This window comes from Paenibacillus aurantiacus, from assembly GCF_042431225.1.
Classification (GTDB): Bacteria; Bacillota; Bacilli; order Paenibacillales; family Paenibacillaceae; genus Paenibacillus_Z; species Paenibacillus_Z aurantiacus.
On the sequence record NZ_JBHMDO010000034.1, the window covers coordinates 183,549 to 201,198 of the forward strand.

The following is a 17,650-nucleotide window of genomic DNA, read 5'->3' on the forward strand; positions in this document are numbered from 1 at the left end:
ATTTTCAACGCTAGCATTTTTTTGGCGGGGAGGTTTCATTTCAGATCTCTGCAATATAAAAAAGTCCCTGCCGCATGACAGGGACATCCACGATTTACGATAATTGCTGGCGGTATTCGGTCGGGGTCACGCCGGTCGTTTTCTTGAAAATCCGGCTGAAATAATTCGGATCCCGATAGCCGACCTCGTAACAGATTTCCTTGAAGCTGAGCGCTTCGTCCCCCAGCAGCCGTTTGGCTTCTTCAATGCGGTACCGGGTCAAATAGTCGATGAAATTCTCCCCCGTCAGCTGCTTGAACACTTTGCTGAAGTAGTACGGGCTCAAATTGACCGATTCCGCCGTCTGCTCCATCGAAATGTCCGATTTGTACCGCTGTTTGACATAATGCTTCGCCCGTTCCACGACATGGCTTTGCCGATGCTCCCGCTCCGCGCTCTGTGCCGCAAGAATCAGCTCCAGCTGGTCGAAAGCCGTCTGGCGCAGCATGCCTTCATCCTCCGCCTCTGCAAGCGTTGACAGGAAATTTCTTGGAAGCGGCACGCCGAGCTGGCGGCTGGCGGTAACGAGCAAGGCCGCGACGCCATTCCTGGCCCGTACGAGATCATCCGATGCCGTCCCCATGTGAAGATCCAGCAGATGGGTAAAGCGGGCGCGCGCCTCCTCCCTCTGCTGTCTGGCAAGCGCATCCAGCAGACGCCGTTCCTCTTCGAGCATGTACGCGTCGTCCCCGCCGCCGCTCTGCCGCATATCCTCCGAATGACGGATGCGAGCGGCCGCCCGAGAGTCGGCAGCGGCGGCTACGGCGGCTTGATACGAGCAGCGCAATCCGTCGATACCGTCCCGTACCGGACCGATGCCGATCACCGGCTTCCATCCGAATCTCATTTCGATAAAGTCGAGGAAACGCTCCCCCCATTGCACCGAATCCACCCGCTGCGCGAAGCCGGCGCCTTGGGAATCGGCCGGAACCATCACCCCGATACGGTTGCCGACCATAGGGCTGACCATACAGGGAAGCTGTGCCTTGGCAAAGGCTTTGAAGCTTTCGTGCAGCTCCTTCCGGACCTGCTGCAGCGCCTCCCAGCTCACCTCCCGGTAAGGGAAGACGAGCACCATGACATACCCCTTCTCCCAGTGGACGGCGGTCATTTCGGCCAGCGCCGACGCATCCGTATCGTGGACGGAATCCATCATCAGCATGAGCGTGACCTCGTTCTCCACAAGCGGCAGCAGCCGCGTCAGCTTCTCTTTGATCTCGAGCTCTTCTCCCCGTTTGTGCGTTTCCTCTTCCTTCTCCGCGATCATCCGGTTCAACACGTCGAGCAGCTCCTCCCGCTTGGCGGGCTTCAGCAGATACTCCTTCACGCCGAGCGAGACGGCCTCCTTCGCATAGGCGAAGTAGTCATGGGCCGTGACGAGAATGATTCGGGTATGCGGGTGCCTCTTGCGGATCTCGCGGATCGCCTCCAATCCTTGAATCCCGGGCATTTTGATATCCATGAAGATAAAATCCGGACGGTGCTCCTCCGCCAGTTGAATCGCCTTGCGCCCGTTCTCCGCATGGTAATACAAAAACCGATCCGGCATCATCCGTCTGGTCATCATTTCCAGGCCTTCCCGCTCCAATGCTTCATCGTCCGCGATTAGCAGCTTATACATGGCTCACCTCTTCCGCTCCTTTATGGGAGACATCTAATCTGGCAGGCAAAATAAACCGGACCGTCGTCCCTTCGCCTAGTTCGCTTTCGATTTCAATCCGCTGCATGCCGTCATAGAACAGATGCAGCCGCTTAAATACGTTCGCCGTCCCGAGTCCGGTCGTTTCCCGTTTGCCGCGATGCGGAGCTGGCGCGTCTTCCGCTAACGAATCCAGCAGCTTGAGCCGGTTCCGCTCGTCCATCCCCGCCCCGTTGTCCGAAATCTCAACGGTAATATGGGCATCTTCCATATGAATGCCGAGCTTAAGCTCCGCGCCTTCCTCCATATCTTCGATGCCGTGAATAACGGCATTCTCCAGAATCGGCTGCAGCGTCAGACACGGAACCGTCTGCTCGAGGGCGTCCCCGTCGATGTCCGTGACGAAACGGATCCGCTCCCGGAAACGGGCTTTCTGGATCGCCACATATTCCATCGCATGTTCCACCTCGTCCCGCAGCGTCACCGGATGGTCAAGCTTCTGCAGGTTGTACCGGAGCAGCCGGGATACGGACACGGTGAGATCGCTCGTTTTCTCCGCGCCTTCGATATAGGCCAGCTTCGCGATCGCGTTCAACGTATTGAACAGAAAATGCGGGTTGATCTGGCTTTGCAGCATCTTCAGCTCGAGCTCCTTCACCAGCCTCTCTTTCTCCACGCTTTGGACGTTCTTCGCCATCAAATCCTGCATATTGTCCAGCATCTGATTGAACGTTTGGGCAAGGATGCCGATTTCGTCGCCGGTGCGCAGCTCCGGTGCTTTGGTGTCCAGCCTCCCCTTCGAAATCTGCTTCGCCGTCAGCACGAGCCGGCGGATCGGGATGCTGATGCTCGTCGAGAGCCAGAGCGCGATCACGAAGCTGAGCAAGGCCACCGTAAACACCAAATACACGCCGAGTTCGTTGATCCGCTTGTTCGCTTGCATGATATCTTCGTAGACGGGGCGGTAATGTTCAAGCTCGAGATCGACCAGCGCCTGCCCGTCCTCCCCGATAAATCCGGCCGTCTGTTCCGCCTGGATATAGGCGCCGGCCTTCATCCGCGAATCCTGATCCATATTGGAGAGCAGCTCCCAGCTCTGATCCAGGAATGTATCCATCATGTTCAAATAATTCTCCACCTGGAGCGCGTTCGTCTTATTTCGCTCCAGCCGCCCGATTTCATCCCGCAGCTCGCGGAGCAGTTTCGTATGCCGGTCCAGATCGGAGTAGCTCTCCGCATCCAGCTGAATGACATACCGGTTCAAATACCGCATGACCTCTTTGCTTTCCCGGGAAACCTGCTTGTAGAGAAGAACGCGGTTCATCATGAGGGAATAGCTTTCCTGCACGTTCCGGCTGCTATTGAACAGGAAGTACGAGACGAAGCTCATCAGGAGGACGAGCATGGGGATGAAGATGAACATTTTTTTATGGATGCTCACGGGTTCATGCCTCCTGCCATTGCGGCCGCATCCATGATTTCGGCGCGGGTAAAGTATTCGTTCGATAAGGCGCCCCCATCGAAATAACGCTGCAGCAGCTCGACCGACTGCTTGCCCATCCGGTAGGGCTGCTGGACGATGGTCGCGACGATTTGCCCGCTGCGGATCGCCTCGATCGTCTCCGGCAAATCGTCGAAGCCGATGATCTGAATATCGCTGCGTTTCAAGCTCTTCGCCGCCTGCAGAATGCCCAGCGCATCGGTGGCGCTTGTGCCGACCATCGTCGTAATCTCCGGGTTGCGCTGCAGCATCTCGGCCGATTGCTGAATCGCCTCGATGAGCGAAATATTGGACGACCGGACCTCCTCGATATGCAGTCCCGGATACCCGCCGATGACGCGCTTGATGCCTTCAAGTCGTTCGAGCTGATTCTCCGCCTTATCGCTGCCGATGATCACCCCGATCTTCCCGGTACCCCCGGTAGAGCGGACCACAAGCTCCCCTTGACGCTTGCCCGCCTCCAGATTGTCGGTGCCGACAAAGGAAAGCCTTTTGCTGCTTGGCGCATCCGCATCGACGGTTATGACCGGAATGCCGGCCTCCACCGCTTTGTTGATGACCGGCGTGAATTGTTCATGGTTCAAGCCTTGCACGATGATGCCGTCCACTTTGGAGGCGATCGCCTTCTCCAGCAGCTTCAGCTGCTCCGCCATATTGTTCCGGACAGGGCCGATACATTCGATCGCGATATCGTTCGCTTCGGCCGCATCGGTCGCTCCCCGCTCCACCAGCTGCCAATACGGATGCCCCTGCTCCTGCTCGACCAACACGATATGGCGCTCGTTCATCGTCAATCGGGGATCTCCCTTCAGCCGTCCCGTAATATGCTTGATCGTCATCGTTTGGCTCACGAAGCTGACCAGGAAGTAGGTAAAGACAATCAGCACCAGGAAGCTGACAGCCATCCACTTTTTGTCCGTCATTAATCCCTCACCTCGTTATCCCTCTATCATATCGAGGTTTGTAAGCGGATACAAGAATGAGAACTGCGTTATCGAACAGCATTTTTTTGTCCTTTATCTGCACTTAATTGCCTTTCGCATCGGCTTGGAGCGCTTTGCGGCTGCAGTGCGTCATGCTGCCCTTATGAAGAAAGGGAGCAGCTGCCTCGGCAAACTACTCCCCGCTATTTATCGATTAAGCCCGCGCGGAGGTTTCGTGGCGCGCCCCTTGCGCGCTGCGGGCAACCTCGCTCCATCGGTCTATGATTTCCATTACAGTTCCTTATTCAAAAACCGTCGAAGCATGCTGACCACGAACGCATGATCTTCCCTTTGCGGCAAGCCAGAGACGGTAACCGTGCCTACGACGCCCGTGTTGCGGACAATAATCGGAAATGCGCCGCCGTGGGTGGCATACTGCGCCGGATCTAGACCGGATTTTTGCACAATATCGGTATTGTGCAGCTTGTAATACGTCCCCATATACAATGAACTGTGCAGAAAATGACGTACAACGCGGTTCTTACGCTGGACCCACTCCTCATTGTCCTTCGAAGTGCCAGGCAATGCATGGTGAAAAAGCCGCTGCTCGCCCTTGCTGATGTCGATGATGATCGGTAAGCCTTTGCGATAAGCTTCGTCCGTCATCGCCGTGCCTAATTCATAAGCCGTGCGATTGTTGAAATGCTCGAACTGCATGTCCTCTTCTTCACGCTTCAATTCATCCAGCAAACGTTCAAGCTCGTTCAATGTCTGACCTCCTATTCTTTAGCAGCGACCATTACTCGAAGGGAACTGTTCGTTTCTCCGCATTGCTTTGCATGGCCAGCTCAATAACCTTGATCGTATTCATGGCATCCTCGGCCTGAACCGGTACAGGACCATGATTCGTAATAGCAGCAAGCATCGCCTGATAGAACCGCTCATAGCCGCCTTGCAGCGTCTTCACCTTCTCTGTTTGCTTCGTCCCATCCGAAGCTAACGTCAGCTCACCATGCCATTCCTCTCTATCCGCACCCCAGCCTGGCTGACCTGGCAAGCCGCCTTGACGAAGCATCTCCTCCTGCGAATCCAGTCCGTATTTGATAAAGCTGCCTTGGCTGCCATGCACTTGAAACTTCGGACCGTGCCGGGTAACGAGCGAGCCGCTATGTAGAATAACCCGCATCTTGTCGTAATGGAGCACGAGATGAAAATAATCGTCGACCTTGGAGCCTGCCCGCTGCGGGAACACATCGGCATATACGCTGATCGGCTTGCCGAACAGATGCAGCGCTTGGTCAATCAAGTGCGCGCCCAAATCATACAGCATACCGGAACCCGGACCCTCCTGCTCCCTCCATCTGTCCGATACTTGCGGACGGTAGCGGTCAAAATGCGCCTCATAGTGAGCAATCTCCCCCATAACACCGGATGCTATCGTTTGCTTCAATGTCAGAAAGTCATTGTCCCACCTCCGATTTTGATAGACACTGAGCAGTTTTTTGTGCTGGCTGGCCGTCTCGATCAGATCGCGTGCCTCCTCCGAATGGATAACGAAGGGCTTCTCGACCACGACATGCTTGCCAGCTTGCAGCGCTTGCTTCGCATACGGATAATGCGTATGATTCGGCGACGTGATTACAACAAGATCAATGGCCTCATCCAGCAGCAGATCGTCGATCGTACCGACCACCTCAGTGTGCGGCAGCTGCTGTTTGACCTTTTGCGGATTGCCGGAGACGACCTTCACGATCTCCATCCTATCTGCAGCTTGAATAATAGGCGCGTGAAAAACCTGTCCCGATAAGCCGAAACCGACGATCCCTACTTTAACCTTGTTCATAACGTTCTCCACCTTTCCTATTTATCTAACGCATTTGCAACCCCAGTATAAATGGTGGTTTGCAACTTTTCAATACAAATATAATTATTTCACTTATAATATCAAGTTTATGGCCTGTTATATGCATGGATTCGCGCGAATCATTACGTATATACCGCAAATTTTCCGGATTACACTTGAATTCAAATTTGTCGAATGCATATAATGAGGAATAGAATGCGGATAAGGTGGCCAAGAGGATGAATCAAGAGGAACGGATCAGGACGATCGTGGACTATTTGAAAATAAATCAAAAAATAAGCATGGAAGAGATTTGCGCATTATACGATGTTTCTTATGATACAGCCAGGCGCGACATGGTCAAAATGGAAACGGACGGCCTCATCGTCCGCGTGCGCGGCGGCGCGATCTTGCCTTCCATGACGAAGCACATCAACAGCTATAAGGAACGACTGGCTGATTCCGGAAGCAAACGTCTCATTGCGGTCGCAGCGGCGTCACGCATCCAAGACGGCGATTATTTGTTGCTGGATACCGGAACGACCACGCAGTATATAGCGGAGTTCATGTCCACGATGGATAATGTCGTCGTCACGAATTCCATCGACATCGCAGCCGTACTCTGTGACAAACCGCAGACAACCACCCATCTGCTAGGTGGCGTTGTCAACACCTGGCACCGCTACGCCTCTGGCCCTCGTACGATTGAGATGCTGAATGAAATCAGGGTGGATAAGCTGTTTCTGGGTACATGCGGCATTACGGCGGAAGGCTTATTCGCCCCTTCTGTTGAGGAAGCCTACTTGAAGCGGGAGATGATCAAACGAGCAAATCAAGTCATCCTGCTCGCAGATTCGTCCAAATTCGAGAAAACGCTCTTCCACCGCGTTTGTTCATACGATGCGATCGACATGCTTATCACCGATACCGAACCGAAGGCCCCATTTGATAAAATTTTTCACGAATTTGATATTGAAGTGGTCGTTGCGCCAAATTCTATTTAACATCGATCATCTGAACAATAAATGGGGCCGACTCAGCTTGACGCCAGCCTTCCCCCAGACGAAACATTGCATTTGAAAACGGGGGTGTCCCAACGTCATCTTTTCGATGACTTTTGGGACACCCCCGTACTTTTTCGTATAATCGAACCTATTACCTATTACTGAAACGCGGCGGCCAGTATTAAGTTAATTGACGCTATCCGTGAATGTAGTTCCATTCGACCTCATGCCCTGTACGGCCGTTGTCACTTGTTCAGGTGAAAGCGTATGGTCTTTCGCATGATAGACCCAGTCCACATCTTCAACATACGTACTTGCAATCAATGGATTTTCCCCTACCCCGGTTATGAACCATAGATTAAAGTTAATACTCATCAGCTTTCTAGGTCCGTAGTATGGCGTATCCTGCGCGAATTTGACGCCATCTATAAAGTAGGCAGATGTTCCATCGCCGGCTACATTCATGACCAACGTATGCCAGCCTGCATAAGATCCCGCACCAAACTTAGAGCTCCCATCCTTATACCAAGGATCTGCCGTATAGGTATGCCAAGAAGTCGTCCATATCCCCTGGCCTGCACCCCAGCCCCCATTCGGTAAGTACTCGAAGTCTAATTCGCTATAATTCGGATCTCGATATCCCTCTAAAGGCGAGATGGTAAAGAAGGTTTGATTGATGCCCGCACCGTCAGCCCCCGAGATCGGGGTATCGGTAAATCTGACTCTTGCAGCATACGTGCCTCGATTATATTTACGATTCGAGGTATAGATTTCGGCTTGACTTGTTCCTGCGCCCGTACCATCCGTGCTTGCTTTAAGTCTCATCAGCTTATTGGCAGCATTGTCGGGATCCGTTAAGAACGAGATGTTGTTACTCGAAAAAGTGGATCCCGCCGGCCCAGGGCCGCCTCCGTTATAGACCGTCCAGCCGTGTGCCGATATATTGCCATCGTTTAAACCGGAATAATTGAAATCATCGAACATAACGCCGGTTGTCGGTAAAGGAGTTGAGGGGGTTTTATAAATCTTCACGGAAGACATTTTATCGTTGGCTTCCGTTCCAACCCAAGAGCTATCCGCCGTATAGGTCCACTTGGTTCCCTGGAAATTATCATCGGCATAAACGTCAACCGTCCAGCCGCTCGGAACCTTCAAGGAAGAGGTCCAATTATCCGGAATACCCGCGCTATTCAATTGCGACAGCGTATAGTTGCCTAGTGCTAAACCAACGGAATTTCCGCCATAATTGATATCTTTATAAAACGTAGCCTGCTCGGCTGCATCAGCGGTCCATACCTGCACATCGACATAGTGATTATAGATATTGGCACTGCTTCCGTTGGAGTATAATCGTACATATCTTGCGCTTGTCGCGGCAAAGGCGATCGACTTGCCGGCGGAGGTTTCCGCATATTCAGAATCGCTCCCCGCGCCTAATCCGGCGCTGTTATTCGCATCATTATTGAACACGGTGGTTACGCCGGCACTAAAGCTTGGATCACTGGATAATCGTACAATGACATCCCGGTACGTTCGCCCATCGTTAAAATAGTGCCAGAGATTGATTTTGTTCAAGCTGTATGATTGCCCCAAATCAATTTGAATCCATTGGACATTTTGGGTAACCCCGACAAAGTTATTCGAATTGGTGTCTCCATCAGTTATGACGGAAGAGGAACCCGCCAGCGTATCGCTAGCGGTTACGCTCTTTCCATAGGCTACGTTGGCCGCAGCCGCGTGAACAGGCGTATTCATGGATGGCACGCCCGCAAGCGTCCCGGCCAGGACGACTACGCCAGCCAAGGCTCCAAGTGATTTTTTTGATGATGGTCCTTTTCTTTTTAACATCAGTCTCATTCCTTTCATGATCGGGATGCACACCCCTTATTGCTTACTACACCTCTATTGTAGCTTGATCCCGATCCCATATCTTTGCTAAAACGATTAATTACCAGCACGATCTTACTGTCATCTGCTGGTGATTTAATCGGATTGCGGTGTCTGTATCACCTCATGATGCGCGGAGTGACCAATGACACAGCGTACATCGTCAGGCAGCTTCAGTCGTGGGCTATTCTACAAGGTGAGCCAACAATCCGGTCTGTCCAACGGCGACATGGTCTGCTAGCACGTGTCGGTCCGGGTAGTCCCCATCGTTTTGACGCCTGAAGGGGATTGGCTCATCCTCGAAGAAACGCTCGAGACGTGAGCGCCAAGTTTCCTTTGCTTCGACTACACTAGCTGCCGTGATGCGACCGGTTCCGTAGACGGCATGAGTAGGCAGCACATCCATACCGGAAAAGAAGAGCGTGCCGTGGGTGATCGGGAACAGCAGTTGCTCAAGTGGTCCGTTGATGCCTCGCGGCGAATAGTCGATCTCCGGACCTCCGACGGTCACTGAAAGCATGACCCTCTTTCCTTTCAATCCACCATCGCCGTAACGATAGCGGTTCCCTTCATCTTTGTAGCCATAAGCCAATCCGTACGCAAACACTCGGTCTACCCAGCCCTTGAGGATGGCGGGCATGCTAAACCACCAAAGCGGAAACTGCAAGATTAAGGCGTCAGCGGCGAGCAGTTTCTGCTGCTCGGATGTAACGTCTACCGTCTGTCGGCCAGTCGAGTAGGCATGCCACGATTCTGACATAAAGGACAGTCGATCGGGATTAGCTCTTGCCGGGAAGTCGCTTTCATCGAACACGGCCTTCCAGTTCATACCGTACAGGTCTGACGACGTGACAACGTGGCCTTGCTCCCGAAACGTCAGCTCAGATACCTCAACGAGCTGACGGGTCAACGACGTTGGTTCAGGATGCGCATAAACAATCATCACATTTTTCTTCATGCTTTCACTCTCCAAAAGTTTTAGTTTACTACACTTATTACGTGGTTCATGAGCTATAGTATAATAAGCAATATAATTTTTGGAAGTACGCACATTCATTGTATATAGTATCAAAATATATACTATTGGGAGTGAACGATCGAAATGAGAACTCGAAAAATCGGACTTGACTATCCTTCTAACTCTGAAGCATGTCCAGTGGAAACAACCTTGGATGTAATTGGCGGCAAATGGAAGGGGGTTATACTTTTTCATCTCATTGACGGCAAAAAGAGGTTTAACGAGTTTCGAAAACTACATCCTTGCATTACTCAACGTATGCTTACTTTGCAGTTAAGAGAGTTGGAACGAGATGGCGTCATTCATCGCGAAATTTATAAGGAGGTCCCCCCAAAGGTCGAGTACTCCCTAACGGAGTTCGGAAGAACTTTGGAACCGATCATTTTACTTATGAAGGACTGGGGAGTGCAGCATAAAAATAGCGTAAATAAAGAGGTAAGAACGACGAGGAACGAAGAGCTAAAATAGAGGAGGAAGTAATCGTTAAACAAAAAAAGCCGCATGTATGCGACTTTTAAACGTCCGCGATGCGGATCGGCAGCTATTCCTTGGTCTGAAGCAGACGGCCGATCGTCATGCCGAGCGCTTCCGGCTCGTTCGCGTAGTTGTAGATACCGAGGAACGCCTGCGTCGCCTCCGGGTGCGCCCCGATCAGCCGGTTGACCATCTGCTGCTCCGGCTTTACCGGGACGTTCTTCGTAATCTGGCACGCCATGCCGAAGCGCGACATCATCTTCGCCTCCAGCTCCCGACCGTATGCGGCTGCCATGTCGTCCCAGCTCGCAGACCAGTCCGTGCTCGCGGCCAAGATTCGCGTCAGAACGCGCGCGCCGTACATCGCATCGTGCATGCCTTGCCCGACAGCCGGGTCCTTGAACGAGAGCGCGTCGCCGACTAATGCCCATCCCGGTCCCATGCCCTCGAACCAATCGTTGTCATAGCCGAGCAGCCCGCGGACCGGGCCGCCAAGCTCGGCGACCGGGAGACGTTCGGCAAGCGGCGTCCCGGCCAGCCCGCTGCCGACGAGCTCGCGGAATCCCTTCTCCGCATCCGCCTTGAAGCGATCGATCCACGCTTGATCCGTCAACGGGAACATCGCGCCGACGACGTGTTGGCCGTCGCTCGTGGGGAAAACAATGGCGAGCCGATCGCCTTTCTTATAGAACTCCACGCACGGCTCGCCCTTCTGCTCATACCCGGAGAAGTACCCCACGTAAGAAGCGAAGTCGGTCGGCACCGCCTGCAGCCGCTTCGCGCCGGCGAGCGAACGGACGACCGAATGGCGCCCGTCCGCCCCGACGACTAGCCTCGCCGTATAGGACGCGGCGGCGCCTACGCGGCTTACGCCCGTCACGCCCGTGACGCGGCCATCCTCGCGCAGCAGATCGGTCACCCGAAAACCTTGAATGGCCGTCACCCCCGCCTGCGCCGTCGCCGCCTCGAACAACGCATGATCCAAATACGTCCGCTTGATACAGAAGCACGCGTTCTCTCCATTAACCTCCGGGTATTGGCCGTCGATCACGGCATCGTCGAATTCGATATAGGCCCGCTTATACAGCGGCGTATCCGTTGCGAGCAGACGGTCCATGACACCCATCTCCCGCAGCATCGCGACGGAATTGCTGAAGAAATTGTGCGTCGAAAGCGTATCGCTCGGCAGCGTGCCCTTCTCTAGCAGCAGTACGTCGAACCCGGCCTTCCCGAGCTCGTAAGCCAGCGTCGAACCCGCTACCCGCGCGCCGACGATTATGACGTCGAATGTTGTCTTCATCCGTGTGTTCCTCCCATGATGGTCATCTTTCCCATCATTGTAGCCGCCGGATTGTCATCCGAACAGTTACAGGGCGTCACTGAATCTGTCATGTCAGTTCACCGGTCACGATAAACAACGTCAGCTCTTCGCTAGCCTTGCTGATCGGTCATCCGTTTCTTCTCCAAGCTCGCGCATAGCCCCCTCTGTTAAACTTTCCGGGTTTCCCTCCAGGACCCAGGTACGCTGGAAACTCCAGCTTATCAGGGCAATTTGTATCATGCTTCCTTCAAATCAATCAAAGCTGCTGCCTACAACGAAAAGGCAGCCGATCGTTCGACCAGCCGCCGAGTTGTCCTTGAAACCAATAACTTGCAAAGCGCTACAATGCCCCCGGCAACATCGACTCGAAAATGATGAAGCGGACCGCTCTTACTGAACCAAGATCGCACCATAATGGCCATCCACCGTGAGCGTGACGGAGCCGTTGGATACGGTGTACACGTTTCCGCTTATTTTGTCCGTTACCGTGCTGCCGTCGGCCATGCTCGCTTTGTTAACAGGCACCGTTACGGAATGGCTTACGGAATCATTGTTCAAGACGACTGCGATTCGGTTCGTGTTGTCGAGGCGCGCATACGAATACAGGTTGTTCATATCGTCTGTCAATAAGGTCATGAAGGATCCCGTCCGCAGAGCTGGATACGAATTGCGGATCGAGATAAGCTTCTTCGTTAAAGCAACCGCGCTGTTCGTCGTCGTGCCTTGGCTCCAATCAAAGGTGCGGCGGTTATCCGGATCGGCTCCGCCCTGCATGCCGTATTCGTCGCCATAGTAAATCGTAGGCGTTCCAACATACGTCATTTGAAAAATTAGCGCAAGATAAGTTTTCCAAATGTCCCCGCCTGCGCGTGTCCCGAAGCGCGGAATGTCATGGTTGGACAAATGGTTGCTCATGACCTGCTGAACATTGGTTGGATAATTGGCGCGCGTATTCGCAAGCATGCTATCGAACTGTGTTGTTGTAAGGGATGAAGCATTGTTACTATAATCTTTGCCCGTAATCCACCGCGATAACGGTTGTGTGAAACCAGCGAAGTTCGTCGCGCTGTCCCACTGATTGCCTTGTGCCGTCCATGCGTTGGCATCGCCCCAGTACTCGCCAATGATAGCAGAGTTTGGATTGACGGATTTGACCGCACTGCGGAATTCCGTCCATATTTGGTGATTGGTCGAATTGCTTCCGTTGTTACCGCCCGCGTCCGCATATTGTGGAGCATCCAGACGCCAGCCGTCGATGTTGTACGGAGCGTTAAGGTATGTCTTCGCCACTGAATTGGTATTGTTGTAAAGGACATTGCGGACTGCAGAGCCGCTTGCCCCGAAATTGAGCTTGGGCAACGTGTTGAAACCAAGAAAAGTGGAGTAGGCGTTCGGCCATGCTTGAAACGTATAGTAACTGGAGTACGGGCTGGATTGGGATTGGTACGCGCCGGTTGTGCTGTTGGCGCCGTATTTATTGAACCACAGATGGTTATCGCCGGTATGGTTGAATACGCCGTCCAGTACGAGATAGCCTTTAGGTCCGTTCGATGTGCTGTGGATGCCGGAGGAAAGAGTCTGCAGCGTTGCGTTGGATCCAAACATGGGATCAACGGTCATGTAATCCTGCGTATCGTACTTGTGATTGCTGGGAGACTTGAAAATGGGATTCAAGTAAATGATGTTGGCGCCGATCGTATTTTTGATGTAATTCATTTTTTGGTTCACACCGGTTAAGTCTCCGCCAAAAAAGACTTCCGAATTGGAGTAGCCCGAAGACGCATAGGGCGTGCTGCCCCAGCTTTTGAACTGAGCAGGCGAATTATAACCGTACGGGTAAGTGCCTGTCGCGATGTCATTCGAGGTGTCGCCATTGTAAAAGCGGTCGACGAAGATCTGGTAGATCGCGCCGTTCTTCAACCAATCGGGTGTTTTGAAGTTTGGCAAGATATAGAAATCCTGAGCGGTCGGTTCCGATGAAGATGCGCCTTTCGCATTGTACCAAGCGGTAGCCGTGCCGTCATTAATCTGGAAACGATAGTATTTGGTCGAGGCGCTAGCCGGAATGGTTCCTGTCCAATAGTCATATCGGCCTGTGGCATCATTCGCGATCCAATTCATGGGTACCCAATGGTACCCGCTGTCGGCCGAGTCGTAGTACTTGATATTCGCGCTTGTGATGTCGCCTTTCAATACGCGGAACTTGAGCGTTACGGCCGTCGTGGACGAGGGTTCCGGCGCGCTATCGTACATGGGCCCTTGATCATGGAACAAGCCTGCCCATTCTACGTTGTTGTCGCTGGAAGCGGCTGAAGCGGTGTTAATAAGAAGCGATGAGAAAGTCGTTGCAGCGATGATCACGGCAGATGCCAACCCGACCTTGCGAAGGGGTTTGAAACGATTTTTCATTCGAATACCTCCCTAAAGAATGGTACAAAGAAAAACCTGTAAGCAAATGCTTTCGTTTTTAAACAGCGAGGCATTGGTGGCTTGTATGCGGTCAACTTGCGATTTGAATGGTGCTAGCTTAATTTATCACAATTCGAAACCTTGCCCGGTTAGATAATTCATTACAATTTAGGTAGAATATTTGCGGTACAGGGTTTACTGCGTTAACTCCTTGGCCGACGCTTCCCGCGCTCCATTATTCAGCCTCTCTTCCCTGCTTTCTTCCCGCGCTCCCAAGCACGCCGAATAGCAAAGACGGCCTCCGGGCTTATACAGGCTCGTCGATGACGCGCCTGCCACCCGAGAAACCGCCTCTGGCCTTGCTATCTAATGTTCATGTAGTTAAAATGTGGCTGCCCGCCGGCAGCGTGACACAACTGGAAATCAATGGCCGTCACGCCCGCCTGCGCAGTCGCCGCTTCGAACAGCGCATGATCCAGATACGTCCGCTTGATGCAGAAGCACGCGTTCTCTCCATTGACCTCTGGGTAATGGCCGTCGATCACGGCATCGTCGAACACGATATAAGCCCGCTTATATAGCGGCGTCTCCGTTGCGAGCAGACGGTCCATTACGCCCATATCCCGCAGCATCGCGACGGAATTGCTGAAGAAATTGTGCGTCGAAAGCGTATCGTTCGGCAGCGTGCCCTTCTCCAGCAGCAGCAGCACGTCGATCCCGGCCTTCCCGAGCTCATAAGCCAGCGTCAAACCCTCCCGCTTCTCCAGTGCCTCTACGGATGCCATCGCCTTCGCCGGCCATATTCGCTCAGTAGCTTGGAGTAAAAAATAAAAAAATCCGCATATTATTGCGGATTTTTTGTGCATATGTTCTTGTGAACCAACATTATTAGATAATTATATGCTTATTTAGATAATTATTTGATACCAATCTAAAAGCGCCTGTTTAACGGCAGCCTTAATCTTTTTTTCGTTGAAACTTCCTGCGTATATACGGAATGTATTCGAATCAAACACAGCATCAATGTTAATGTTATCTACACTGGTTGCCGACACCAATAGTCCATATATCCTAGTGTTTGCATATGAGATATAAATAGTTCGAAATGTTTTTGATTGCATTTCTAGTGTGCGATCTGAATCAACAAATGCTTCAATGGCTGGCACCATGACAGACTTCACACGTTCAATTACATCCCGGTAGTTTACATCATCCTGATCCTTGTAGCTCCTATTCCTATTCTCTCTCTTCATTTTTTTAATTTGATCTCGGAAGTCTTCGAATTCATCTTCTTTCATTTAGGGCTTCTCTCCTTTCAAAAATGCAAACCCTAATGTGCATAGCATTGTGGAATGTATCGGCATCAATGCATACCAATGATGAGAAAATTTTTGGTAGCCCGTGGATTCTTAATAAAGGGTACGGAATATGCTTCATATGTTCCGTACCCTTCTACTAGCAGAGTTGATAGGACTGATTTAACAACTTCTGTTTCCTCTGCGAGGTGCATGCAAAGAGATTGCTTGAATTTTACGAGGAGCAATGAACAAGACTTCGTTATCGACCAAGAACAAGGCAGAGTTCCCTTCAAATCCAAGGAATGTTGTTTGGAGACCACGTGGACCAGTGTGGTCAAATACAACGTCTACCTGAACCCCTGGAGAGAGACGGCGGAGAATGCTAGGTCCTGCGTCATTACTAACGTTATAACCACCATTATAACCACCGTTATAACCACCGTTATAGCAACTCATATATTTTCCATTCCCTTCAATTTATAATGAGAGTTTGCGAGATTGGGCTGACTTATTAACTTCTGTTTCCTCTGCGAGGTGCATGCAGCGAGATTGCTTGAATTTTATTAGGAGGAATGAACAAGACTTCACCATGGACCAAGAACAGGGCAGTATTCCCTTCAAAACCTAGGAATGTAGCTTGGAGACCACGAGGACCAGTGTGGTCAAATACAACGTCTACCTCAACCCCTGGAGAGAGACGGCGGAGAATGCTTGGTCCTATATCATTACCACCATTATTATTACCACCATTATTGCAACTCATATAGTTCCCTTCCCTTCGATCTGAGAGTTTGTGAGAGTTGACTGACTAATTAACTTCTATTTCCTCTGCGAGGTGTGTGCAGCGAGATCGCTTGAATTTTATTAGGAGGAATGAACAAGACTTCACCATCGACCAAGAATAGTGCAGTATTCCCTTCAAAACCAAGGAATGTAGCTTGGAGACCACGTGGACCGGTGTGGTCAAATACAACGTCTACCTCAACCCCTGGAGAGAGACGACGGAGAATGCTAGGTCCTACATCATTACCACCATTATTGCTACTCATATAGTTTCCTTCCCTTCAATCGAAAATGAGAGTTTGTGAGAGTTGACTGGCTTATTAACTTCTGTTTCCTCTGCGAGGTGTGTGCAGCGAGATTGCTTGAATTTTATTAGGAGGAATGAACAAGACTTCGCCATCGACCAAGAACAGTGCAGTATTCCCTTCAAAACCTAGGAATGTAGCTTGGAGACCACGTGGACCAGTGTGGTCAAATACAACGTCTACCTCAACCCCTGGAGAGAGACGGCGGAGAATGCTAGGTCCTGCGCCATTACCACCATTATTGCTACTCATATAGTTCCCTTCCCTTCAGTTGAAAATGAGAGTTTGTGAGAGTTGACTGGCTTATTAACTTCTGTTTCCTCTGCGAGGTGCATGCAGCGAGATTGCTTGAATTTTATTAAGTGGAATGAACAAGACTTCACCATTAACCAAGAACTGTGCAGTATTCCCTTCTAAACCAAGGAATGTAGCTTGCCGACCACGTGGACCAGTGTGGTCAAATACAACGTCTACCTCAACCCCTGGAGAAAGTCGGCTGAGAATGCTAGGTCCTACATCATTACTACCATTATTGCTACTCATATAGTTCCCTTCCCTTCAATTGAAAATGAGAGTTTGTGAGATTTGGCTGACTTATTAACTTCTGTTGCCTCTGCGAGGTGCATGCAGCGAGATTGCTTGAATTTTATTAGGTGGAATAAACAAGACTTCACCATCGACCAAGAACAGTGCAGTATTGCCTTCAAAACCAAGGAATGTAGCTTGGAGACCACGTGGACCAGTGTGATCAAATACAACGTCTACCTCAATTCCTGGAGAGAGACGGCGGAGAATGCTGGGACCAATATCTTTGCCACAACCACCGTTATTACCACTCATATATTTCCCTCCCTTCGATGAACCTTTTATAATGTATGAGGGGGGACTCGGAAGGATAAGGCTAATAATCTCATCAAATGATGGATTCTAGAAAGCACAAAAAAAGGGTAGACAACAATCTTTGAGTATAACCGTCTATCGCGGCCTTGGTCGTTCGTTATCGTAGCACTGAACTTCCTATTGTCTGAATTGCCCGACAATGAGCTTTACGGAACAACTAACACCGTGTCCGTCAACCTCGATGTTATTGTTAGACCTAGGGACTGGATGCCAGCGTAATGGCATTTTTTGCTGCGTGCACGGGATCCAGAGATAGTTTGGACCCTCTTTTTGCACCGCGGCCATGTTTACAAGTTCATGTCATCG

General features: G+C 51.4%; 14 protein-coding genes. 2 read left to right on the forward strand and 12 right to left on the reverse strand.

Translation table 11 applies throughout. The annotated features are described in order from the left end of the window. Window positions 1–94: 94 nt before the first annotated feature. From ACFFSY_RS22310 to ACFFSY_RS22330, 5 genes are all read right to left on the reverse strand, one after another. Entirely contained in the window at window positions 95–1,660 is a 1,566-nt protein-coding gene (locus ACFFSY_RS22310; protein WP_377498210.1) for a response regulator, read from the reverse strand. Continuing rightward, window positions 1,653–3,119, reverse strand: coding sequence for a sensor histidine kinase (locus tag ACFFSY_RS22315; protein WP_377498212.1), 1,467 nt, complete (start codon window positions 3,117–3,119; stop codon window positions 1,653–1,655). The genes ACFFSY_RS22310 and ACFFSY_RS22315 overlap by 8 nt, the downstream gene beginning before the upstream one ends. Beyond that, complete coding sequence (locus ACFFSY_RS22320) at window positions 3,116–4,102, reverse strand: sugar-binding protein (protein WP_377498214.1); 987 nt, start codon at window positions 4,100–4,102, stop codon at window positions 3,116–3,118. The genes ACFFSY_RS22315 and ACFFSY_RS22320 overlap by 4 nt, the downstream gene beginning before the upstream one ends. A 291-nt stretch (window positions 4,103–4,393) precedes the next feature. Then, window positions 4,394–4,870, reverse strand: coding sequence for a heme-degrading domain-containing protein (locus ACFFSY_RS22325; protein WP_377498216.1), 477 nt, complete (start codon window positions 4,868–4,870; stop codon window positions 4,394–4,396). A gap of 31 nt (window positions 4,871–4,901) precedes the next feature. Further along, entirely contained in the window at window positions 4,902–5,945 is a 1,044-nt protein-coding gene (locus tag ACFFSY_RS22330) for an oxidoreductase (protein WP_377498218.1), read from the reverse strand. 239 nt (window positions 5,946–6,184) lie between these two features. Here ACFFSY_RS22330 and ACFFSY_RS22335 point away from each other — a divergent pair, with 239 nt between their 5' ends. Next, window positions 6,185–6,949, forward strand: a complete 765-nt coding sequence (locus ACFFSY_RS22335; protein ID WP_377498220.1) for a DeoR/GlpR family DNA-binding transcription regulator — start codon at window positions 6,185–6,187, stop codon at window positions 6,947–6,949. Window positions 6,950–7,135: 186 nt separating this feature from the next. On the opposite strand, the gene ACFFSY_RS22340 is transcribed toward ACFFSY_RS22335, so the two are convergent. Then, window positions 7,136–8,815: a galactose-binding domain-containing protein gene (locus tag ACFFSY_RS22340; RefSeq protein WP_377498222.1), complete on the reverse strand. Its 1,680-nt coding sequence runs from the start codon at window positions 8,813–8,815 to the stop codon at window positions 7,136–7,138. Window positions 8,816–9,020: 205 nt separating this feature from the next. Continuing rightward, the gene (locus tag ACFFSY_RS22345) at window positions 9,021–9,794 is read right to left on the reverse strand and encodes an NAD(P)H-dependent oxidoreductase (protein ID WP_377498224.1); all 774 of its coding nucleotides are present in this window, start codon (window positions 9,792–9,794) and stop codon (window positions 9,021–9,023) included. 144 nt (window positions 9,795–9,938) lie between these two features. Between ACFFSY_RS22345 and ACFFSY_RS22350 the strand changes: the two genes are divergently transcribed. Next, complete coding sequence (locus ACFFSY_RS22350; protein ID WP_377498226.1) at window positions 9,939–10,322, forward strand: winged helix-turn-helix transcriptional regulator; 384 nt, start codon at window positions 9,939–9,941, stop codon at window positions 10,320–10,322. A 73-nt stretch (window positions 10,323–10,395) separates the two neighbouring features. On the opposite strand, the gene ACFFSY_RS22355 is transcribed toward ACFFSY_RS22350, so the two are convergent. From ACFFSY_RS22355 to ACFFSY_RS22375, 5 genes are all read right to left on the reverse strand, one after another. Beyond that, a complete protein-coding gene (locus tag ACFFSY_RS22355) occupies window positions 10,396–11,628 on the reverse strand; it encodes an NAD(P)/FAD-dependent oxidoreductase (RefSeq protein ID WP_377498228.1) in 1,233 nt (410 codons plus the stop codon). Window positions 11,629–12,039: 411 nt separating this feature from the next. After that, the gene (locus ACFFSY_RS22360; RefSeq protein ID WP_377498229.1) at window positions 12,040–14,058 is read right to left on the reverse strand and encodes a glycoside hydrolase family 13 protein; all 2,019 of its coding nucleotides are present in this window, start codon (window positions 14,056–14,058) and stop codon (window positions 12,040–12,042) included. Between the two features lie 362 nt (window positions 14,059–14,420). Continuing rightward, entirely contained in the window at window positions 14,421–14,843 is a 423-nt protein-coding gene (locus tag ACFFSY_RS22365) for an FAD-dependent oxidoreductase (RefSeq protein ID WP_377498231.1), read from the reverse strand. 123 nt (window positions 14,844–14,966) lie between these two features. Beyond that, window positions 14,967–15,356, reverse strand: coding sequence for a hypothetical protein (locus ACFFSY_RS22370; RefSeq protein WP_377498233.1), 390 nt, complete (start codon window positions 15,354–15,356; stop codon window positions 14,967–14,969). A 1,685-nt stretch (window positions 15,357–17,041) separates the two neighbouring features. Further along, window positions 17,042–17,284: a hypothetical protein gene (locus tag ACFFSY_RS22375; RefSeq protein ID WP_377498235.1), complete on the reverse strand. Its 243-nt coding sequence runs from the start codon at window positions 17,282–17,284 to the stop codon at window positions 17,042–17,044. Window positions 17,285–17,650: the final 366 nt, after the last annotated feature.

Excerpts from the sequence above, each read along its gene's own strand:
- ACFFSY_RS22370 (WP_377498233.1), bottom strand. The coding sequence starts at position 15,356 with ATGAAAGAAGATGAATTCGAAGACTTCCGAGATCAAATTAAAAAAATG.
- ACFFSY_RS22345 (WP_377498224.1), bottom strand. The coding sequence starts at position 9,794 with ATGAAGAAAAATGTGATGATTGTTTATGCGCATCCTGAACCAACGTCG.
- ACFFSY_RS22365 (WP_377498231.1), bottom strand. The coding sequence starts at position 14,843 with ATGGCATCCGTAGAGGCACTGGAGAAGCGGGAGGGTTTGACGCTGGCT.
- ACFFSY_RS22320 (WP_377498214.1), bottom strand. The coding sequence starts at position 4,102 with ATGACGGACAAAAAGTGGATGGCTGTCAGCTTCCTGGTGCTGATTGTC.
- ACFFSY_RS22360 (WP_377498229.1), bottom strand. The coding sequence starts at position 14,058 with ATGAAAAATCGTTTCAAACCCCTTCGCAAGGTCGGGTTGGCATCTGCC.
- ACFFSY_RS22335 (WP_377498220.1), top strand. The coding sequence starts at position 6,185 with ATGAATCAAGAGGAACGGATCAGGACGATCGTGGACTATTTGAAAATA.
- ACFFSY_RS22350 (WP_377498226.1), top strand. The coding sequence starts at position 9,939 with ATGAGAACTCGAAAAATCGGACTTGACTATCCTTCTAACTCTGAAGCA.
- ACFFSY_RS22310 (WP_377498210.1), bottom strand. The coding sequence starts at position 1,660 with ATGTATAAGCTGCTAATCGCGGACGATGAAGCATTGGAGCGGGAAGGC.
- ACFFSY_RS22340 (WP_377498222.1), bottom strand. The coding sequence starts at position 8,815 with ATGAAAGGAATGAGACTGATGTTAAAAAGAAAAGGACCATCATCAAAA.
- ACFFSY_RS22375 (WP_377498235.1), bottom strand. The coding sequence starts at position 17,284 with ATGAGTGGTAATAACGGTGGTTGTGGCAAAGATATTGGTCCCAGCATT.
- ACFFSY_RS22355 (WP_377498228.1), bottom strand. The coding sequence starts at position 11,628 with ATGAAGACAACATTCGACGTCATAATCGTCGGCGCGCGGGTAGCGGGT.
- ACFFSY_RS22330 (WP_377498218.1), bottom strand. The coding sequence starts at position 5,945 with ATGAACAAGGTTAAAGTAGGGATCGTCGGTTTCGGCTTATCGGGACAG.